The sequence below is a fragment of the Arthrobacter sp. 05T444 genome (assembly GCF_056395905.1).
Genome location: NZ_JBFTKK010000005.1, coordinates 55,150 through 75,296 on the forward strand (window position 1 = coordinate 55,150; position 20,147 = coordinate 75,296).

Annotated in this window: 22 protein-coding genes; 6 read left to right on the top strand and 16 right to left on the bottom strand. The window is 63.6% G+C overall.

Features of this window, described 5'->3' with window-relative positions:
- Positions 1 to 933: 933 nt before the first annotated feature.
- The 3 genes from AC1DD3_RS06685 to AC1DD3_RS06695 all read right to left on the bottom strand — a co-directional run bounded on the left by AC1DD3_RS06685 (position 934) and on the right by AC1DD3_RS06695 (position 2,535).
- The gene (locus AC1DD3_RS06685) at positions 934 to 1,686 is read right to left on the bottom strand and encodes a hypothetical protein (protein WP_230118838.1); all 753 of its coding nucleotides are present in this window, start codon (positions 1,684 to 1,686) and stop codon (positions 934 to 936) included.
- 128 nt (positions 1,687 to 1,814) lie between these two features.
- Positions 1,815 to 2,162 carry a VOC family protein gene (locus tag AC1DD3_RS06690; RefSeq protein ID WP_230118837.1) on the bottom strand — a complete coding sequence of 116 codons (348 nt, stop codon included), beginning with the start codon at positions 2,160 to 2,162 and terminating at the stop codon, positions 1,815 to 1,817.
- A 76-nt stretch (positions 2,163 to 2,238) separates the two neighbouring features.
- Entirely contained in the window at positions 2,239 to 2,535 is a 297-nt protein-coding gene (locus AC1DD3_RS06695; protein ID WP_476881243.1) for a hypothetical protein, read from the bottom strand.
- A 209-nt stretch (positions 2,536 to 2,744) separates the two neighbouring features.
- Between AC1DD3_RS06695 and AC1DD3_RS06700 the strand changes: the two genes are divergently transcribed.
- Together AC1DD3_RS06700 and AC1DD3_RS06705 are read left to right on the top strand one after the other, a co-directional pair.
- Positions 2,745 to 3,320 (top strand): hypothetical protein, encoded by a 576-nt coding sequence (locus AC1DD3_RS06700; protein WP_476881244.1) that lies wholly within the window; start codon positions 2,745 to 2,747, stop codon positions 3,318 to 3,320.
- A gap of 176 nt (positions 3,321 to 3,496) precedes the next feature.
- Positions 3,497 to 3,961 (top strand): hypothetical protein, encoded by a 465-nt coding sequence (locus AC1DD3_RS06705; RefSeq protein WP_476881245.1) that lies wholly within the window; start codon positions 3,497 to 3,499, stop codon positions 3,959 to 3,961.
- 6 nt (positions 3,962 to 3,967) lie between these two features.
- Here the strand turns inward: AC1DD3_RS06705 and AC1DD3_RS06710 are convergent, their stop codons facing one another.
- From AC1DD3_RS06710 to AC1DD3_RS06730, 5 genes are all read right to left on the bottom strand, one after another.
- Complete coding sequence (locus AC1DD3_RS06710; protein WP_476881246.1) at positions 3,968 to 4,393, bottom strand: hypothetical protein; 426 nt, start codon at positions 4,391 to 4,393, stop codon at positions 3,968 to 3,970.
- A 109-nt stretch (positions 4,394 to 4,502) separates the two neighbouring features.
- Entirely contained in the window at positions 4,503 to 4,970 is a 468-nt protein-coding gene (locus AC1DD3_RS06715; protein WP_354962144.1) for a hypothetical protein, read from the bottom strand.
- Between the two features lie 107 nt (positions 4,971 to 5,077).
- Entirely contained in the window at positions 5,078 to 5,740 is a 663-nt protein-coding gene (locus tag AC1DD3_RS06720; protein ID WP_476881247.1) for an SDR family NAD(P)-dependent oxidoreductase, read from the bottom strand.
- Entirely contained in the window at positions 5,737 to 7,008 is a 1,272-nt protein-coding gene (locus AC1DD3_RS06725) for a multidrug effflux MFS transporter (RefSeq protein ID WP_476881248.1), read from the bottom strand. The genes AC1DD3_RS06720 and AC1DD3_RS06725 overlap by 4 nt, the downstream gene beginning before the upstream one ends.
- On the bottom strand, positions 7,005 to 8,021 hold the full coding sequence (locus AC1DD3_RS06730; RefSeq protein ID WP_476881249.1) for a zinc-dependent alcohol dehydrogenase family protein: 1,017 nt from the start codon (positions 8,019 to 8,021) through the stop codon (positions 7,005 to 7,007). The genes AC1DD3_RS06725 and AC1DD3_RS06730 overlap by 4 nt, the downstream gene beginning before the upstream one ends.
- A 138-nt stretch (positions 8,022 to 8,159) precedes the next feature.
- Between AC1DD3_RS06730 and AC1DD3_RS06735 the strand changes: the two genes are divergently transcribed.
- A complete protein-coding gene (locus AC1DD3_RS06735; RefSeq protein WP_476881250.1) occupies positions 8,160 to 9,044 on the top strand; it encodes a helix-turn-helix transcriptional regulator in 885 nt (294 codons plus the stop codon).
- A 17-nt stretch (positions 9,045 to 9,061) separates the two neighbouring features.
- Here AC1DD3_RS06735 and AC1DD3_RS06740 read toward each other — a convergent pair whose 3' ends face one another.
- From AC1DD3_RS06740 to rfbA, 5 genes are all read right to left on the bottom strand, one after another.
- The gene (locus AC1DD3_RS06740; protein ID WP_476881251.1) at positions 9,062 to 9,427 is read right to left on the bottom strand and encodes a DUF202 domain-containing protein; all 366 of its coding nucleotides are present in this window, start codon (positions 9,425 to 9,427) and stop codon (positions 9,062 to 9,064) included.
- Between the two features lie 4 nt (positions 9,428 to 9,431).
- Positions 9,432 to 9,851 (bottom strand): YidH family protein, encoded by a 420-nt coding sequence (locus AC1DD3_RS06745; RefSeq protein ID WP_476881252.1) that lies wholly within the window; start codon positions 9,849 to 9,851, stop codon positions 9,432 to 9,434.
- Between the two features lie 57 nt (positions 9,852 to 9,908).
- Positions 9,909 to 12,107, bottom strand: coding sequence for a multicopper oxidase family protein (locus tag AC1DD3_RS06750; RefSeq protein WP_476881253.1), 2,199 nt, complete (start codon positions 12,105 to 12,107; stop codon positions 9,909 to 9,911).
- Between the two features lie 268 nt (positions 12,108 to 12,375).
- Positions 12,376 to 12,789, bottom strand: a complete 414-nt coding sequence (locus tag AC1DD3_RS06755; protein ID WP_476881254.1) for a YidH family protein — start codon at positions 12,787 to 12,789, stop codon at positions 12,376 to 12,378.
- Between the two features lie 67 nt (positions 12,790 to 12,856).
- Positions 12,857 to 13,762, bottom strand: coding sequence for a glucose-1-phosphate thymidylyltransferase RfbA (gene rfbA, locus AC1DD3_RS06760; RefSeq protein ID WP_476881255.1), 906 nt, complete (start codon positions 13,760 to 13,762; stop codon positions 12,857 to 12,859).
- A 65-nt stretch (positions 13,763 to 13,827) separates the two neighbouring features.
- On the opposite strand from rfbA, the gene rfbB reads away from it, so the two are divergent.
- Entirely contained in the window at positions 13,828 to 14,826 is a 999-nt protein-coding gene (rfbB, locus tag AC1DD3_RS06765) for a dTDP-glucose 4,6-dehydratase (protein ID WP_476881347.1), read from the top strand.
- A gap of 3 nt (positions 14,827 to 14,829) precedes the next feature.
- A complete protein-coding gene (locus AC1DD3_RS06770) occupies positions 14,830 to 16,245 on the top strand; it encodes a sugar nucleotide-binding protein (protein WP_476881256.1) in 1,416 nt (471 codons plus the stop codon).
- A gap of 26 nt (positions 16,246 to 16,271) precedes the next feature.
- Here the strand turns inward: AC1DD3_RS06770 and AC1DD3_RS06775 are convergent, their stop codons facing one another.
- The 3 genes from AC1DD3_RS06775 to AC1DD3_RS06785 all read right to left on the bottom strand — a co-directional run bounded on the left by AC1DD3_RS06775 (position 16,272) and on the right by AC1DD3_RS06785 (position 19,149).
- Positions 16,272 to 16,874 (bottom strand): hypothetical protein, encoded by a 603-nt coding sequence (locus tag AC1DD3_RS06775; protein ID WP_476881257.1) that lies wholly within the window; start codon positions 16,872 to 16,874, stop codon positions 16,272 to 16,274.
- 923 nt (positions 16,875 to 17,797) lie between these two features.
- A complete protein-coding gene (locus AC1DD3_RS06780; RefSeq protein ID WP_476881258.1) occupies positions 17,798 to 18,451 on the bottom strand; it encodes a hypothetical protein in 654 nt (217 codons plus the stop codon).
- Between the two features lie 164 nt (positions 18,452 to 18,615).
- Complete coding sequence (locus tag AC1DD3_RS06785; RefSeq protein ID WP_476881259.1) at positions 18,616 to 19,149, bottom strand: helix-turn-helix domain-containing protein; 534 nt, start codon at positions 19,147 to 19,149, stop codon at positions 18,616 to 18,618.
- A 701-nt stretch (positions 19,150 to 19,850) separates the two neighbouring features.
- Between AC1DD3_RS06785 and AC1DD3_RS06790 the strand changes: the two genes are divergently transcribed.
- On the top strand, positions 19,851 to 20,132 hold the full coding sequence (locus AC1DD3_RS06790) for a PqqD family protein (RefSeq protein WP_476881260.1): 282 nt from the start codon (positions 19,851 to 19,853) through the stop codon (positions 20,130 to 20,132).
- Positions 20,133 to 20,147: the final 15 nt, after the last annotated feature.

A 20,147-nucleotide genomic window follows, 5' to 3' on the forward strand; every position in this document is an offset into this window, starting at 1 on the left:
AAAACCTCAGGGCGCAGGACGACGGTGGCAAAGGGACCTTCCTGCCCGGTGCAGGGGGTCGCCGGACCCGGCATTGACGAGGGGGGAGTGCATTGCCGGGTCCGGCGGACTGATCGGTTGGAGGACACCTAACGACCAGATACCCAGATCGTGGCGGCCCGACCTTCAGGAAAGCCTGCGGGACCCTATGAAATCTCAGACCCCCTCCCCATATGCCACCCCCTCCACGGTCGGTTACAGGAACAAGGCCCCCTATCGGGGGCCTCTCCGCGCGTGACAACCCCTGCAGGCACCGGGTGTTCACCATGGTGCCGGGGCAGGATGCTGGCATGAGACAAGGAGCGTGGTCACTATGGTGAAGCGGGAAATGCCGGCAACGTCGCCGGGGATCTGCACGGGCCCTCAGAGGCATTCGGCACCGGGTCGAGGCATCCGGTGACTGCCGTGGAGCCGTATCCGGCGGCCGAGGACTACCGAAAAGAATCGGGGCCGCTCACTCCGCCGGTACCCAGCGGGCGTCGTCCTCCCGCTTGGCCAGCCCCAGTGCTGCGGCGGCAGGTTCTGGGCATCATCTGTGACGTCATCGACGACCCGGATACCGACCTGCAAGTGCGGCAGGGTCTGCAACAGCATCTGGACGATAACCCTGGCCGCCCCGAACGGGCGTTGCTGGCCCACCTCAATGACTGGCAGGCGCGGGAGGGCCGGTCATAGGAAGGGAGGCCGGTCATAGGAACGACGCCGGGCGGCAGCACCCGCCGCCTCGCAGGGGCGTACGCTGAGACACAGGCCGGCGGCGGTCGGTCCACTGGATTCCCCCAATGCCGGATGGACACCCAGCCCGTCGCCGGTCCCAATACCCACCGGCCCGGCGGCCGTAACCGCGCCGGGCACGCCGGGACCCCGCACCGCGGGTACCGGCGCGCCCCCGTGTCAGCTCGCAGACCGGACGCTTACGTTCCCAATCACCAACGTGCCCAACCGCGCTGCTGCGACGATGTCCACAGAGGAATCGCTGATGAGAAGGTTGTCCCCGCCGATGACCAGGACGCTGCCGTTCCCTGCCGCCTGAAGCCACCCGGCATCATCCGGGCTCTCTGGGTCAAGCTGCTCGCGGTACATTGTTTCACCGCCGACATCCAGGGCGATCAGCCCCCCGCGCGACACACTGAAGCTGCAGGCCTGCCCGGTTTGGCGGGCCTGGTCCAGAATGTCTGAGTAGTCACCGCTCATCGCCAGCTGGAAGCCGTGGGAAAGCAGAATCGCGACCAACGCGGAGGTCAGCTCGCCGCCGTTTTCCCGGAAGCTCACCACGGGGACCACGGTGTATGCCAGCACCGGAACGATTCGTGAAGCTCCCGAATCCGTCCCGTGCGTGAGCATCACCCGAGCTGCCAGAGGCGCCAGCCCTTCCGGCCTGTAGGGGGACTCATGGACAGTCACTGCCGGTTCTCCGCAGTGACGGTGGCAGACCCAGTCGCTGAATGTCCGGTATTCGGTCCCGTCTGGGGCCTTGCTTTCGGTGATATCCACTATCAGCGAGAGAGGCTCACCGGCCCGCAGCGGCCGTCGGCACTCGGCACACCTCGTAGCGACGGCGGCCGCGGTAGCCACGTAGCGCGTCGTGTCCCTGCCCTTATAGGGCTCCAAACGTCCATCCCAGGCAACATTGAGTGTGACCGGCATAACATCAATTCTACCCGCCGGTAACCGTGGGGGGCGGGCTTTGCGCACCGGTTCTGCTAGAGGACGACGGCGAGGGGTTGCGGACGCCGGTCCCGAGATTTGACCGCGGGGCCGGCGCCGCCGTCGGCTTAGCCCGGCTGTTTGGGCCGCCACACGCCAAAGCGGTTGCCCTGCGGGTCAAGGAGGTGCGCGAACTCGATGGCGCCGTTGTCAACGAACGGGACGGCGACGCTCGCACCGAGCGACTCGGCTTGGGCGATCGCGGCTTTCACATCGTCCACCTGCACGTAGAAGATCGCCCAAGCGTTTCCGCCCAGCGAGGTGGTGTCCCACAGACCGCCCTTGTCGCCGTCGACCGTCCGGTATCCGGCCGGCGAGAGCTCACCGAAGGTCCAGTCGAACAGTGAGCCGTAAAAGCTCCGTGCGGCATCCGGGTCGCCCGAGCCGATCTCGAAGTAGTTCACTATGGCGGACATCGCCTTCTCCTTTCCGTATCAACACAAGCGCTTGGGCGGCCGCCCTCCGGCACCCTCGGCAGCGTCCCCCGAATCGCTAGGGCAGGACCTTGTAGAGATCGACGACGGTCTCTTCCGGCGGCGACGTGAATCCGCCCTCGATGCCCTGCTGCATCCGGGGAAGGAGGATGCCGTCGCGGAATTTCTCCCAACTCTCCTTCGACTCATGGACGGCCATGATCGTCCAACCACCCGCAGAACGGCCTGCAGCATGATAGATCTGACCGTCGGGCAGGCGCCCTTCGCCTGGGTGGACAGCGGCAATCGAGGCCTCGTACTGGTCCTTGGTGCCTCCTGCAAAGAAGTGCACGATTCCGTAAGGCGCGGCGTCCATTTCTGCTCCTTGAATAGTCTGGTTTGTGTTGGACATGCCAAGCAATAGACCCCGCCATGCGGGTTGTCAATGGTGCCCGGTCCGGTGGTGCCCATTCACCGCCAGGGGACCGACCGAACAGGCGGGCGGGACGAGTGCGGCATCAATCTTGGCTAACTCTTGGATTTGTCCTGCACCTATCCTTTCCATCGGATTCCTACTGTTGAAACATGAAAACAAAAGCAGCCCTCGCACTGACCCTCACCGGCATCCTCCTCTCCGGATCCGCCGCTCTCGCCGCCAACGCCCAGACGCTCAACAGCTCCCACACGGGTACCAGCGACGACGCCAAGAACGTCCTCATCACGGACGATTCGGCCACCAGAACCGCCACTCCTGCCACAGCCAAAGTCGTGGCCAAGGCAGCGCCAAAGGCGGCAACCAAGGCCAGCGACGACAAGAAAGCCGACGACAAGAAAGCATCAGCAGCCAAGAAAGCCGCCCGTCCCGCCGAAGCAGGCGATGACAACGGCGGGACCCGGACCACGCCTGAACCCGGAGACGATAACGGTGGGCTGGCCACCGCTCAAACATCCACCGGCAGCGGCTCCGCCGTCACGGCAGAACCGGGCGATGACAAGGGCGGACTGAGGACAACGCCGGAGCCGGGTGATGACAACGGCGGACTGCGGTCAGCCCAGACGTCCCGGGCGGCCCAGGCTGGCGATGACAAGGGCGGAGCCAGCAAGGCGACAGAACCCGGAGATGACAGCGGCGGCCATGGCGGCCACGGCAGCGACGACTGAACCCTGACCCGACTCATCCAGCAACTTCCTGGAACGCAAAGGGTGGCCCTCCCAATAAAGGAGGACCGCCTTTTGGTTCGCCAAAGTCCTGCGCAGCATCGAAGCGGAACCAGTCTTGGACAAGTCTTGGATTTCCCCTGCACCTATCTTTTCCAAAGCCGTCCTACAGTTGGATCATGAAGAGCAGGGCAGCACTCGCACTTTCAATTACCGGCATCCTCGTCACTGGCTCCGCCGCCCTGGCCGCGAACACCTACACGCTCAACAGCTCGCAGACGTCGACCCTCGGCAACGCCGGCAACGTCCTGCTGCCGGACACTTCGGTCACGGCGAGCCCCGCTCCGGGCCGGGCGCCGACCAGCACGGTGGCCAGCCCCAAGGCAACACCGCAGGCGACGAGCAAACCGGGCAGCGGCAAGAAGGTGGACGACAGCAAAACGGCGCCGTCCAAGAAGCCTTCCCCCGCTCCTGCTCCGGGGAGCAACCAGGGCGGTCCCGTCACGGCGCAACCGGGTGCGGGCAGTGGCGGAACCATCGCCACCCAACCGCCGTCGGGCGGTGGCCAGATCGTCATCCCGCCAGGTGACGACAAGGGCGGTCTCCGCGGCGGAGGCAGCGGCGGCCACGGCAGCGACGACTGAGCCGCTTCACCCGGTTCGCTGCGGTGTTCTTCCGGGCCTGCGCTTACGGTCCAGCATGAGGGCCACGGCGATGCCGAACATCCAGACATCCTTTGCCAGCGGTGTTCCCTTCTGGGTGGGGCGGATGCCGTCCGGCTCGGTCATGCCGGGGGTCTTCCGATACATGGCCAGCATGGACCCGGAGAAGATCCCGAGACCCACTCCCACCAGGCGGCTGGGAAGGAAAGGTGCCAGCAGTGCCGCGCCCAGCGTCATTTCCGAATAGCTGAGCAGCTTGCCGAACGTTTCGGGCTTGATCCGGCTGACCGGCGGAATGACCCTGGCCGCCATGGCCTGGAGCCCGGCTGCGCTGTCCTTATCCAGGTTCCGCTTGCCGTAGCCGGCATTCAGGATGAACGCCCCGGTGGTCACGCGTAGAGGGATATGACTCATTGTTCTCATGTTCGTTCCCTTCATAAGGCCCCTGCACCGAGCGTAGTTTCACAGCCCCCACCCCGCCAGCCCACCGCTGGCAGGCAGTCGGCCACGCCAATGAGGAGCCTTACCCGCCCCAAACCGAGGACGAGCCGGAGTGCCCGGTGATAATGCTCTGGTAGATGAGGAACAGCCCGGCCAGCACGCCCACTGCAAGCAGGGCAATCCGGACGGGACGGGACTCCTGAAGGCCTGCCAGCGCGGGCACCCGCCGGGCCAGCGGCGCGTACGTGGCTGCGAGCATCAGCGCCACCACCACAAGGAAAACCACCGAGGTGTATTTGAAGATGTCACCCTGCCGGGCGTGCGCTTGGATGGCGTCGGTGGCGCCCCGGATTGCCTGCAGCTGTTCCCCGGCCTGGGCGGTGATCAGGGCCAGGGGAGCGAGCATCAGGGTCAGGACTCCGAGCGGCCACGCCAGATAGTTGCGGGTCCGGGCGGCAAGGCCGTAGACCACGGCGCCGAGCCCGGCGAGCGGCCCGAAGACCACCACGGCGTGGACAAGAAGAATGTGGGCCGGAAGGCCGGCAATCATGAACACAGGTTGCTCCTTGCAGGACGGTTACCGCATGTCAGGACGGGTACTGCGTGCTGTCACGCTAGCACTACCCACAGGCCAAGGACGCCAAGAGCCACGCGTTCTCAGTCGAGGGGTGTTACGAAGGTGCGGAAGTCCGTGCGGTCGGTGTGGGTGTGCCAGAGGGCATCGGCGAGGGCTGCGGGTTCGTGTGAGGGGTCGCCGCAGCCGATGCCGAGCGGGATGATCAGCTGGCCGACGTGGATTCCCTCCGGGGCGAGTGCGTCGTGAAGCATCTGTGCGTAGGCGCTCTCGCCGGCGAAGGCGATGGAGGTGCCGGTGACACTCCCGTTGGGCCTGACCGCGCTGGAGCCGTTGACGAAGAGGATCGTGCCACGGCCGAGTGTTCGCATGCCGGGAATGACCTGATTCGCGGCGGTCACGGGGCCGTAGATGGAGAATTCGACCGGGCCTGCGAGGTCTGCAGCTGTGGTCTCGAGGACCGGGCGCATGAATTCCCTCGCGGGGACGGGGCTGTACTGCAGCACTTCGATCGGCCCGAGGTTCTTGGCCGCTTGTTCGAGGGCAGTCTCCAGGGACACAGTGTCCCGGACGTCCGCGGTGAAACCTTGGGCAGTGATTCCCTCCTTGCGCAGCGCCGCGGTGAGCTCGTCCAGGCTGGTGCGGTTCCGGGCGATGAGGGCGACGGCGTGGCCTTCGCGTCCGAAGCGACGGGCGGCTGCGAGGCCCAGGCCAGTGCCGGCGCCGATGACTGCGATGGTCGTCATGAGAGGGTGGCTCCTTCAGATTGTGGGTGCCGGGGAGATGTCCCCGGTCGTGAGTCGCTCGGACGGGCCAGGATGAGGAGTCCGAACAGGGAGAGCAGTGCACCGGCGATCATGAGCACCGCCATGGGGACGGCGGTGCTGGAACCGCCGAGGCCGGCGATCGGTGCGACGATGCCGGCAGTGGTCCATTGCACGAGGCCGAGAACCGCTGAACTGGTACCCGGGTGCCCGGGTACTTCCGCGGAAGCGAGGGCGCCCCCGTTGGTGTTGATGAGACCCTGCGCGACCATGAGGGCGAAGAAGCCGCCCATGGCCACCAAGAGGGGAGTGGCCCACCACAGGGCACCGGCCAGCATGGCAACACCGGCGGCCAGGGCGATGACCTGTCCGGTGAGGATGACCCGGCGGGTGGGCACGCGGCCGGCCAGTCGCGCCGAGACGAGGGCGGCGATGGTCATGCCGCCTGCGTTGGCGGCGAAGACGATTGAGTACGCCACCGGTGACAGACCGTTCATGTTTTGCAGGATGAACGCGGACGTGGCGACGTAAGCGAAGAGTGCGATGAACGCAGAGGACGCCACCACGACGTACCCAACGAACCGGCGGTTTGACAGCACGGTGCGTGCGGCGTGCCCGAATTCACGCAGCCCGCCCGCTTGCCGTTTCGCAGGCGGCAGCGACTCGGGAACCACGAACAGGGCGCACAGCGTCATGAGGATGCCCAGAGCGGCGAGTACCCAGAACGTCATCCGCCAGCCGGTCAGCTGCAGGATGACCGCCCCGAGCAGGGGGCTGATGATCGGGGCCACGCCGCCAATACCCATGACGAGGTTGAGCACCCGGACCAGCTGCGAACCGTGGGCGAGGTCGACGATGACGGCACGGCCGATCACCATCGCCCACCCACCCCCGAAACCCTGCAACAACCGGGCGACCATCAGGATGCCGACGTCCGGGGCCAGGGCGCAGGCGACCGACGCGACTGCCATCACAATCGTGCCCGCGACCAGGGGCATGCGCCGGCCGCGCTGGTCGCTGAACGGGCCGCCGACGAGTTGCCCCAGCCCCATCCCGGCGAAGAACGTCGTCAGGGTCAACTGCACCGCGGACGCCGTCGTGCCAAATTCCTGCGACACGCGCGGGAACGCCGGGACGTACATATCGGTGGCCAGGGGCGCGACGGCGGTGAGGAAGATGACCGTGGCGACGAGTGCCGCCGGGACGGCTCCTGACGGCCGCGATCGTGTTGTGGTCGACGACGTGCTCATGGCCGCAGGAGTACCTTGATGGCTCGGCGTTCGTCCATGGCCTTATAGCCTTCGGCTGCCTCATCGAGGGGCAGTTCCAGGTCAAAGACCTTCCCCGGGTTGATCTCCCCGCGGAGGATGAGGTCGATCAATTCGGGCAGATAGTCCCGGACAGGCGCGGGTCCGCCGTGCAGGTGGACGTGGGAGAAGAACATCTCCAGGCCCGGGAGTTCAACGTCGTGCGCGACGCCGACGTAGCCAACGTGGCCGCCGCGGCGAGTCGCGCGGATGGCCTGCATCATCGATTCCTGGGTGCCGACGGCCTCGATGACCGAGTGCGCGCCCAAGCCATTGGTGAGCTCCTTGATTTTTGCCACCCCCTCGTCGCCGCGTTCCTCGACGATGTCGGTCGCGCCGAACTCGCGGGCGAGAGCCTGCCGGTCGGCGTGGCGGGACATGGCGATGATCCGTTCGGCGCCCATCTGCTTCGCCGCGAGGATCGCGAGAAGTCCCACCGCGCCGTCGCCGACGACGGCGACCGTCTTGCCCGGTCCTGCCTCGGCAGCTTTGGCACCGAACCATCCGGTCCCCAGGACGTCTGAGGCGGCCAGCAACGAGGGGACCTTGTCGGCGTCGGGCATTACCGGGGTGGCCACCAGGGTGCCGTCGGCGAGTGGAACCCGCATGTACTCCGCCTGGGCGCCGCCGACACCTTCGCGGTGAACACATCCTGACTGATAGCCGGACATGCAAATCTCGCAGGTGTTGTCCGAGGCGAAGAAGGACCCGACGACGAACTGGCCGACCCGGACATTCTTCACGTCGGCGCCGACCTCCTCGACGATGCCTACATACTCGTGTCCCATGGCCGCAGGTTCATTGATGCTGTCGGCGCCACGGTAGGGCCAGAGGTCCGACCCGCACACGCATGCCGCGACCAGCTTGATGATCGCGTCGGTCGGCTTTTGGATGGCGGGGTTTTCCCGGTCCTCGACGCGGACGTCTCCGGGGGCGTGCAGGATGGTTGCGCGCATGGCTGGTGCTCCAATTCGTTGAATGCTGAGGGGCTGATTTCCATCAAACCCGCAACGGGCGCGTGTAGCGAGGGCCCTGCTGAAACGGGTTATGGCAGACCCTCCCAACCGTTCCCGGTTACGTCGTAACGTTGCGGTATGGATAACCGAGCCGAGACACGAGAGTTTCTGGCCTCCCGGCGCGGACGCATCACCCCCGAGCAGGCAGGCATCGAACCGATCGGAGGGCGGCGCCGCGTGACAGGTCTCCGGCGGGAAGAAGTCGCCCGCCTCGCCGGCGTCAGCGTCGACTACTACACCCGCCTCGAACGCGGAAACCTCACCGGCGTATCGGACAGCGTCCTCGACTCCATCGCGCGGGCACTGGAACTCGACCGCGCCGAACACGACCACCTCTACGACCTCGCACGCGCAGCAAACAGCTCAACCCGGAAGCGTCCCACCACCGCGGCGCCGTCAAGCGTGCGCCCCGTGATGCAAAACCTTCTCGACGCGATCACCGGAGCGCCCGCCTTCATCGGGAACAACCGGATGGACATCGTCGCGGCCAATCTCCTCGGCTACGCCCTCTACTCCGAGATGTACCGCGGAACTGCCCGCCCCGCGAACCACTCAAGGTTCATCTTCCTCGACCCGGGCGCCCACGACTTCTACCCCGACTGGGACCGGGCAGCCAACGTCAACGTCGCGATCCTGCGCCGCGACGCCGGCCGCAACCCGCACGACAAGGGAATCGCCGCACTCGTCGGCGAACTTTCGATGCGCAGCGATGAATTCCGCACGCGGTGGGCAGCGCACAACGTCCGCCGCCACTACTCAGGTACGAAATCCTTCCAGCACCCGGTGGTTGGGCTCCTCGAACTGAACTATCAGGCCATGGAACTCGAAGACGACCCGGGACACACCCTTACGGTGTATCCCGCCGTCCCCGGCAGCCCCTCCGACGAATCCCTCCGGCTCCTCGCATCCTGGGCCGCGACCGAAAACGTCGTCGAATCCGCCCGAGCCAACGCCGTCGGCTAAACAGGTACTGCGTGCTGTCACGCCAGCACCACCCAGAGGCCAAGGCCGCCAAGCACCACGCATGAACTGGCCGTCCACAGAACCGCGGCGATGTCCGGTGCCAGGTGCCCCGCCGTGATGCCTTGGACGCCGCGGCGGTAGCGCACCCGCTGGGTGAAGTAGATGGCCGCTGCGGCTGCTGCCGAAACGGCAAAAAGCGGCAGGACCAGCGGCCCGTGTTCAGGGATCCAGCGGAGGAAGAGGGCGCTGGCGGTCACCAACGTCAGCATCGTCCGGCCCCACGCCAGCACCGTCCGCTCGGGCTGCAGCCCCGGATCGCCGTGGCCCGGAACACCGTGGCCCGGATCACCGTGCAGTGGACCGTCCGGCGGGTTTCGGGTCATGTTTTCAGGCCAGGACGACGACGGCGATCACCACCGCCGCTGCGACGGCGCAGCCGGCGGCGAGCAGCGGGGCAATGAGCGGCAGAGGCAACGGCCGGTTGGTGCGCAGGCTGCCTTCGACCCGGAGCCAGCGTACGGCGGCTCCGGCGCTGAGGATCATGCCGAGCAGGAGCAGCAGGACGGAAAGTCCCCGGCGGACCGGTTCCAGGAAGACGTCCGAGGTGAAGGCTTCCACGGCGATGCCGCCGGCCAGGAGTGCGAGCGAAGTGCGGATCCAGGCCAGGAACGTCCGTTCATTGGCCAAGGTGAAGCGCGGGTCGGGCTCGGTCCCGCCGGGGAGGAGCCGTTGGGCGATCCTGCTTCTGCGGGCCGGGTCTGGACCGGAGGTTGGTCCGGGGCTTGGGTCGAGCGGGTTCGCGGGCACGGTCACAGTCTAGACAGTCGAATCGGCCGGCCGTTGAATTGGTCGCCACGGCGCCGCTCAGGGTGTGATTTCCCAGGCGAACATCATGGAGTGGTCCTCGTGTGCCAGGTTGTGGCAGTGCCCCACGTAGGGTCCGGTGAAGTCCCGGAATCCCCGGTAGACGATGACTGACTCGCCAGGGTCGAGCGCTACCGTATCGTCTTTCGCGACGTCATCGGGGTGCCCGGGGGCGGGTGTGCGGGTCACGTCCTTGCCGTTGCGCATGACCACCCGGTGTTCTTCCTGATGCAGGTGCATCGGGTGCACCCAGCCGCCGCCACCGTTGCGCAGCTCCCAGAGGTTGAAGCTTCCCTTTTTTTGCTGGGCCAGGGGCGTGCGGCCTGCAGGGTTTTTCAGGCTTGCCAGTGCATGGTTCGGGTCGAAGGGTTTGCCGTTGACGAGCCACTCGGTCTCCCCGCCGGCGCTGCCGCGCTCCACCTCGAAGATCAGGCGGTTGTCCAGCAGGCTCTGCCAGTTGCTGGGCAGCGGCGGAAGTGGACGGAGGGGGAAGGTGGCGGCGGGGATTTGGCTGTCGTCCGGCGCGGTGTCGCCGATCACGATCTTCAGCACCGGCACCTTGTAATTAGGGTCGGGCGAGAATCGGGAGGACTTGGACCACATCCGGCCGTCGGGCATCTTCATGACGTTGGTGAGGTACATGACGTCGCCCTTGGTGGTGGGTGTGCCGTCCTGGTACTTGGTGAAATCAACGATCACCTCGCGGCGCTTCGCGGGCCACAGTTCAAACGAGTCCCGTGTGAGCGGGAACGGCAGGAGGCCGCCGTCGGCAGTGATCTGCGTGAACTGCATGCACTGCTGTCCGTCCTCGATCCGGTACTGGCCCTGGAGTTCGTCCCCGTTGTACCCGAGCGACGCCGATGACCTGGGTCCCTTGGTGGAGCTCATCAGCTTGAACTCGTAGATGCGGGCCACGGAGCAATCCAGGAACCGGAAGCGGTATTTGCGCCGCTTCACTTCAAGCACCGGAAAGGCCGTCCCGTTGACGGTGAAGAGGTCGCCGACGAACCCGTGGTTGGGGAAGTGCTTGTAGAACGTCTTGCCCCACCATTCGGGATGGGTTGCCGGGTTCCTGGCGGCCGGGTACTCGCCCAGCCCGTCGTGGAAGTCCTGATGCGTGGTTACGCCGTCGTCGAGACGGCAGTCGAAGAACGCCAGCGGAATGTCGTATTTGACGTCGAAAGATCCGTCCGGGTTGTTGGTGCGGACCCCTGGCAGCCGCAGTCCCTGCCGCTCGTCGCCGATGTCAATGCCGTTCTTTGGGTCATAGAGCGGGTACACGCCCACCATGCCCTTGTACACGTTCGCGCCGGTGTGGTCCATCGCGTGGTCGTGGAACCAGTAGAAGCTTTGCTTCTCGCGGTCGTCCCCGCCTGAGGGCAGGTTCAGGTACAGGTTGTCCACGAACATACCCGGCCTGTAGCCCCGGTGCCTGGGCCCGGCGATCATCGAGTAGTGCGGGTTGCCGTCACTTTCGGGCGCGGTGTGGCCGTTGTGCAGGTGGGTCAGGAAGGACAGGTCCGGGGCGCCGAAGTCCTGGCGGTCCAGGTTCAGCGGGTTCTCATCGAGGTGGTTCTCGAACCGGACCAGGACAGGCTTGCCGTACTCCGCGTTGATCCTCGCCCCCGGAAAGCCGCCGTTGAAGCCGTAGATCGCGCTGGGAGGCAAGGTCCGTTTCGTGCCGGCGGGGTACGTCTTGCGCTTCGCGTCAAAAGAGATCGCCGGCCGGCCGTGCACATCGATCGGAAGCACCTGGGACGTGGTGAACGCGTGGGTCCGGAGCAGCAGGTCGATCTTGTAGACGATCGGGTCCGGATAACCGACCTGGCTCGGCCAGACCTGGTGCCGCGCGTTGCGCAGCGAGTTCTGCTGGCCCGGTCCCGGCCCAGGCGGGTTCGGCCAGGCGCTGTACACCGATTTCGGCACCGGGGCCAGTGCCTTCAGGATGGGCAGGGGGTCGTTGAACGGTGAGATGATCAGCGGGCTCGTGGGGAACTTTTCAATGTAGAACAACCCGTCACTAAGTGCTGTGGATGTGGCGGCGAAGGCGCCGTCGGGGGAGAGCAGTCCTCGCTGGGCCAATAGCGGAGCGGCCCAGGTCTGTGCGGCCGCGAGCGCGGCGGCGGCTCCTCCTGCCGCCCCCAGGCGCAGCAGCGCACGGCGCGGCAGCGCCCTCGTGTTTGCAGATTCCTCAGACATGCTCTGGCCTCCTTGGCGTGGGGCGCAAGCCAACTAGACCGCCCCGGTCGTCACCCTTATGTGTGATTCCGAGACCGAACATGACCACGAGGTACTCCTTCGCCTCGTGGGGTGAGCATTTTTGCAACGGTTGCCCCTGGCAACAACTGTGGGTTTCGGACCTTGGGAAAAAGCTGTGGTGCCGGCGCGCTCGCTCGGGCTGCGGGCCCGGATCACCGTGGCCCGGAACACCGTGCGGTGGACCGTCCGGCGGGTTGGGGTCATGTTTTCAGGCCAGGACGACGACGGCGATCACCACGGCCGCTGCGACGGCGCAGCCGGCGGCGAGCAGCGGGGCGATGAGCGGCAACGGCCGGTTGGTGCGCAGGCTGCCTTCGACGCGGAGCCAGAGTACCGCAGCTCCGGCGCTGAGGATCATGCCGAGCAGGAGCAGCAGGACCGAGAGTCCCCGGCGGACCAGTTCGAGGAAGACGTCCGAGGTGCAGGCTTCCACGGCGATGCCGCCGGCCAGGAGAACCAGCGAGGTGCGGATCCAGGCCAGGAACGTCCGCTCGTTGGCCAGTGTGAAGCGCGGGTAGGGCTCGGTCCCACCGGGGAGGAGTCTCTCGGCGATCCTGCTTCGACGGGCCGGGCCCGGACCGGGGGTTGGCCCAGGGCTTGAGTCCTGCGGGTTCGCGGGCACGGTCACAGTCTAGACAGTTAGGGCTGGCCCTCGTCCCAAGTGGGTGTCGCGCAGAACCGGCATCCGGTTAGCTGAGGGACAGTTCCAGGCGCTCTGGATTCTCAGCTGCATCCTCCGCGAGAAGATCCAGCAGGTAACGGCCGTAGCCGCTCTTGGCCAAGGGCGCGGCCCGCTCCTGCAGATCATCGTCGCTGAGGAAGCCGAGTCGCCAGGCGATCTCCTCGGGGCAGCCAATGGAGAGGCCTTGTCGCTTCTGGACCGTCCGGACGAATTCGGACGCCTCGTTGAGGGAGTCGAATGTTCCGGTGTCCAGCCAAGCGGTACCGCGGGGGAGGATCTCCACCTGCAGTTTGCCGCGGTCGAGGTATTTGCGGTTCACATCCGTAATTTCGAGCTCGCCGCGGGGTGACGGCTTGAGGTTCCGGGCGATTTCCACAACGTCGTTGTCATAGAAATAGAGTCCCGGTACCGCGTAATGACTCTTGGGGTGTTCTGGCTTTTCCTCGAGTGATACGGCCCTGCCAGAGGCGTCGAACTCCACCACTCCGTAGGCAGTAGGGTCTGCTACCCGGTAACCGAAAATCGCTCCGCCATCGATGTTGGCGAACCGGCGGAGTTGGCTGCCCATGCCTTGGCCATAAAAAATGTTGTCCCCGAGCACCAGCGCAACCGGTCCGTCGCCAATGTGCTCCGCACCGAGGACAAAGGCCTGGGCCAACCCGTCAGGGGAGGGCTGCTGGGTGTATGTGATGTTGACGCCGAACTGACTGCCATCACCGAGAAGCCGCTGGAACTGGTCGGCGTCGTGGGGCGTCGTGATGATCAGGATGTCCTGTATGCCTGCGAGCATCAGCGTGGACAGGGGGTAGTAGATCATTGGCTTGTCGTACACCGGAACCAGCTGTTTGCTGATCCCCAATGTAATCGGATGAAGTCTTGAACCGGTCCCCCCGGCGAGGATAATTCCGCGCATATATGCAAGTTTCCGGGCAATCCGAAGTTCAACCAAATCAGTGGCGTTATGGAACTATGGAAATCATGCAGAAACTCCTCGTGACCGGTGGTGCAGGCTTCATTGGTTCCAACTTCGTCCATTATGTTCTGGGCCACACTGATAACCACGTCACTGTCCTGGATAAGCTTACTTACGCGGGAAATCGGGCTTCCTTGGCCGGGCTGCCGTCGGAGCGATTCCGGCTTGTCGAGGGGGACATCGCCGATGCAGCTCTCGTGGACGGCCTGGTTGCCGACTGCGACGTGGTGGTTCATTACGCCGCCGAGTCACATAACGACAACTCACTGCATGACCCTCGCCCGTTCCTGGACACGAACATCATCGGCACCTACACGCTCATCGAGGCCGCCCGGAAGCACAACAGGCGGTTCCATCACATCTCTACCGACGAGGTCTACGGTGACCTAGAACTGGATGATCCGCAACGCTTCACGGAAGAGACGCCGTACAACCCGTCCAGCCCGTACTCATCCACCAAGGCGGGCTCGGACCTGCTGGTGCGCGCCTGGGTGCGGTCCTTCGGCCTGCAGGCGACAATCAGCAACTGCTCGAACAACTACGGTCCATTCCAGCACGTGGAAAAGTTCATCCCGCGGCAGATCACCAACGTCATCGATGGCATCCGTCCGAAGCTTTACGGCAAGGGCGAAAACGTCAGGGATTGGATCCACGCCAACGATCACTCTTCCGCCGTCCTGGCGATCATCGCCAGGGGCCGGATCGGCGAAACCTACCTGATCGGTGCCGATGGTGAGAAGAACAACAAAGCCGTTGTAGAGCTAATCCTGAAGCACATGGGGGAGGCGCCGGATGCCTACGACCACGTTGTGGACCGCGCTGGTCATGATCTGCGCTATGCCATCGATTCCTCGAAGCTCCGCGACGAGTTGGGCTGGCAGGCGGAGTTCTCCGATTTCGATTCCGGGATCGAAGACACAATTGTCTGGTACCGGAACAACCAGGACTGGTGGCGCCCCCAGAAGGCCGCCACGGAAGCGAAGTACAAGGAACAGGGCCAGTAGCGCATGACAATTGAATTTTCGAAGCAGCTGATTGCCCGCGAAACGCCGATCCCAGGAGTGGTGCTCTATGACCTCGCTGTGCACGGCGACAACCGCGGCTGGTTCAAAGAGAACTGGCAGCGCGAAAAAATGGTCGCTCTGGGGCTGCCGGACTTCCGGCCGGTGCAGAACAATATCTCCTTCAACGAAACGGCCGGAACCACCCGCGGGATTCACGCCGAACCGTGGGACAAATTCATTTCCGTTGCCACAGGCAGGATCTTCGGCGCCTGGGTGGACCTGCGCGAAGGCCCCACTTTTGGCGCAGTGTTTACTGCCGAACTGGACGCCAGCCAGGCCATCTTCATTCCGCGGGGAGTGGGCAATGCGTTCCAGACCCTTGAAGACGACACGGCTTACACCTACCTTGTCAACGACCACTGGTCGGCCGACGCGCAGCGTCAGTACACATTCCTTAACCTCGCCGACGAAACCGCCGGGATCAGGTGGCCGATTCCCTTGGATCAGGCAGAGCTGTCGGACAAAGACAAAGCTCACCCCCGGCTCGGCGAAGTGGTACCGATGGCGGCCAAAAAGACCCTCGTGCTGGGTGCGAACGGCCAGCTTGGTAAGGCCCTGCGTGTAGCCTACGACGGCGACGAGTCGGTCGAATTTGCAGGTCGGGCGGAGTTTGACTTGTCTAGCGAGGTAGCGTTCAGCAGCCGAAACTGGAAAAACTACAGCACCGTTATTAACGCAGCGGCCTATACGGCTGTAGATGCAGCTGAGACCGCTGAGGGCCGGGCTGCCGCGTGGGAAGTCAACGTCGGAGCGGTAGCGCGTCTAGCCCGCACCGCGGTTGAGCATGGTCTCACTCTGGTGCATGTCTCTTCCGACTACGTATTTGACGGCACCCGCGACGCGCACGACGAAAGCGAACCGTTCACTCCTCTCGGTGTCTACGGACAGACCAAGGCGGCTGGAGACGCAGTCGTCAGTGTCGTTCCCAAGCACTACATCGTGCGGACCAGCTGGGTCATCGGTGAAGGCAGTAACTTTGTCCGCACCATGGCGTCATTGGCCCAGCGTGGGATCAAGCCTTCAGTGGTCAATGACCAGATCGGGAGGCTGAGCTTCACTGAGGACATCGCGGCGGGCATCCGGCATCTGCTCGATTCTCAGGCCGAATTTGGCACCTACAACCTCAGCAGTGACGGCGATTTGCAGTCATGGGCGGACGTCGCGGCTGACGTTTATGAATTATGCGGGGCCTCGCGTGACGACGTGACTGGAGTTGGAACCGCCGAATACTTCAAAGACAAAGCAGCAGCGTCGAGGCCGCTGAAGAGCGGCCTTGACCTGTCAAAAATTAAAGAAACAGGATTCGAAGTTCGCCAATCGCGGGCTGTTCTGAGGAATCGGTTCACCTGGCCGGAGTAGACCTCGGTAATGCTTACCGCTAATACTTAGCTGAAGTTTGTGGAGAGAGTGCCGAGCGCAGTCTGCCCGATCTGGGTGTTGGTGGCATCCCTAAGGACCAAAGCGGCCGTGTATGTATGAGGATCGGTGTAGGACTTCAAGCCCCCCGCGATTTCTATGCCGAAGGTAATGGGGACCGCCAAGTAGGAGGAACTGCCGATGCCCGCAGTTAGCGAGAAGGTGGTAACAATCGTATTGGCCATACCGGCATTAGCTGATGCCGTGTGAACGATGTTTAGACCATTCGTAATCGCTTTGACCCCCAGACCCTTAGCAATGGGGGCGGAAGGATTGTTGGGTGAAATGGTAATTGTTCCGGAGACGGGACCGGTGATGGCTCCTGCACCGTTTTGAATCGCGAAGTTTACGGGTCCTGCGCCTGCAACCGCCTTGCCGCCGCCGTTAAGCTGCGTCCAGGGGAGCCCGGTTGCGTTTGCGGAGAACGCCACAACTGCACTGGGCGCTGATGCTGATGCGGCGGGAGCAGCGATGGCAGCGGCGATGACCGGGAGCGACCATGCGGCGCCCTTGACAATGGACCGACGGCCCAGTCCAGCGGTGGGTTCGGTGATGTCCCTAGAATCTGCCATTTTGCTACCCCATACTCTGCGATGCCGACCCAGCAGGTCTGCGTCGGTTTTGTCCGCACTCTGCGACGGACTCCACTGACTCTGCCGAAGGAGACATAAGGTATTGGCAAGACTGCGGCAAGGTGCCGTCAAGACTTGCTCAAGGTTGGATCAAGGCCAGTCTTCTATTGGGTTCGCTGCTTCTCGCTGAGGACTTCCAACGCAGTCCCTTCAGCGCGCTGGTCATTCTAAGCGTGCTGGAAGGTAGGGAATGTGCCGATGCACGGCATGCCTGAGTATTCTCGAATCTGCGATTCTGCAAGAATGACCAGTTCCGATGAAGCGGACTGCCGTGCCGCTCGCGCGCGTGCTTGCCGTTCTGGTTGCCAGGGGAGTCGCGGCCTGGCAACCAGAAGGGCGGACGTCTCTCGGCGTGAGGTGCGAGTCAGCAAGCGAGGACAACAAGACACGTGTCGGGCCCTCGAATCTGCCCCAATTCTCAATGGTGGGATGCCGGCGTCCCGATGGATCTCACTTCGGCATTACCTTCCGTAGGAGACTGTTGACGCTGGAATGGCGGAGATGGTTCCAGGAGACGGTGCACCGCCGAGAGTCGCGGGCGTATAAATGAAACCGCCGCTAGCGCACTGCGGTTGTGCGCAGATTGTCTCGGGCGGGATGATGCCGTCTGTTCCCGCCCGAGCGAAATTCTCGCCGGAAAGGCTTGGCTCGGGGTGATGGATACTAGCAGGGCGACGTGTGGCAGTTCCTCATAGTTGCCCACGAATGAAGACGCGCTAGCAAAATTCGCATTCGCGCCGAAGATAGTATCGTCCGCTGTGGCGGTTCCAGCGAATACATGGAGACGCTGTGGTTCGGGGTCCACTGACCGTCCTGAACGCGCCGGTGCCCTGTCAGTTTCGTAGTGAGTCTGCGGCGCTAAGTCAGCTGGCGCTGGCCGTGAGGAGGGACGAAACAGTCGCCACGGCAATCTGGCCGATCTGCACGCCGTTGCCGTCTCGGAGCACCAACGTCACGTTGTATGTCTGCAGCAACGCTACTGAAAGGATCGATCCGCTGGCCGTGTAGCCAAAGGTGATCGGAAAGACGAGCATGCCCGAATCAGGAACGCCGCCGTTGTACGTAATAGTCGTTGTCGTCGTATCCGCTAGGGCGCCAACCCCAAGGACACCATTCGAACCACCGCTCGCAGTCCGCGCGTCGACCGTTGCCCCGGTGATCGACTGAACGCCAATACCCTTCGGCCGTCCACCAAGATTGACTAGGGTGGGGCTGCTGGGTGCGATGGTAATGCTGCCAGTCACCTTACCACTGACGGCACCGGCCGTGTTCTGCAGGCTGAAGTCCGTGGGCCCGGTTGCAGAGACCGAAGTCGTGCCGCTTCCGCCCGGAAGCGGCGTCAAGAGCAGGTTCCCAGAGTTCGCCGAGAAAGCCACGACAGCGCTTCTGGCGGAAGCTGCAGCCGCAGGTGCCGCGATAGCTGCCGCGATGGCCGGAGCAGACCAAGCTGCACCCTTTACAATCGAGCGTCGGCTATAACCGCGCTTTGTTGCCAGCTCATTTTTCACATTTGACATACCAAGGCCCCCCAATAGGCTCTCGAGATCTACACCAGACCCATCACGGGCCTACGGTGCCATTTAAGCCTCCAAAGTGCCTGCTGCAGGCGTGAATCAGAAGATGTGTCGCATTCACTAAAGTATGCTGTCGCGAATTGTGAGGACGAAAGCCTGTAGGTGGATTATGCTTTGCTCCCGTTCGAAGAAGTTGCAGCCCGCAAGTAGCTGGGCGCGCTATGTCCGGCAGCTTTTAGTGTTCTCCGAAGATGACCTAGGGAAGCAAAACCCGAGCGAACGGCAATCTCCTCCAACGAGAGCGCAGCCCCATTCCCTTCGCTCAACAACAACCGAAGCGCGAGGTCCACCCTAGCTTGGCGCAGTTCTTTCGCTACCGACGTCCCACGTTTCTCGAAGTCGCGCTGAAGATGCCTCAACGAAACGTTGAGCTCCCGGGCCACGACGTCTGGAGAGAGCGCCGCGTCGCTGACTCTCGAGGCGATAGTAGACATGGCTTGGTCATAAATCGAAGGTCGATTGGGTCCTTCGGTCAGCACCACTCCACTGTCCTCCAAGAGCATTCCGCCCACCATCTCGTGAATAAGATTTTTCATGTAGTGGGCTGCAATAGACGGAATCGGTGTCTCGCCGGTGGCAATGCCGGAGATGAACTGTTGCGTGGGTCCAATGAGGGAAGATCTTTCGCTCAGGTCTGTCAACGACGTACCTATCGCGAGCCCTAACTCGTTGAGCACTCGTCCTGGCAGCACTGCCCCCACTAGTACCCCCTCGCCAGGCCAACGAATCTCGACGCTGGAGGATCGCTTGTGAACCCATGCCGTTCCCGGCTTTGCCGAGTGGACGGTCTCAGCGCAGGTCGCCACGGGATGACCGCTGACAATGAACGTACATATGATGCTGTCCTGGGCATCCGGCTGGCCCGGAAGGCTCGCCACTCCTGCCGACGCCGCCGTCCGGAATACGGCAGTTTGACCAAAATCGACGCCCACGACGTGCAAGTGCTGCGTGGGGCCAGGCTCAAGAGGGATGTCAGCCAACGTCGCTGGGCGCCCCTTCACGGGGTTTCCACCAAGCCTATGACGTTGCGTAGATATGCTGAATCTGGTTGCACCCACAAATCCGTCCAATCAATAATCAGACCGTAACAGGCCCTCTGCAGAACTTCACGTACTCCGGCCTTTGGACGCAAGCAGCTCCGGATTCGGATAATCTAACGGTACGGCGCCCGCTTGAGCGGCTTTGACCGTCAAGTGCCGAAATATGATTGCCTTGAGTGTCGAAATACCATTATTGGAACAGAAATGGCGCCGTCAGATTTAGCGTCAGTCCTCTACAAGTATCCCAAGGGGCAGTCATCTCAAACCAAACAGTCTGGAATCGTGGGTCACTAGTCGCCGAGGTGAGGTCAGAATCAGAGGACACCGTCGCTCTGCTGCACCTGGATAAAGACGAGCCGCGAGTGCTGAACGGCACCGCAGCATCCATTTGGAGGCTGGTGGACGGGAGCCGAAGCCAGGATGAAATCGTAGCTGTGCTTCGGGAGGAATTCGACGACCCAGACGGTCTATTGACTAACCATGTGGAGACCTTCTTTGGAAGGCTCCGGCTCGAAGAGCTGATCGAGCCGGCGTCGGATGGTCAGGCCTCTCTGGAGCCGGAATTCTTTGACGGATCCGAATGAGGGCCAATGCTGACC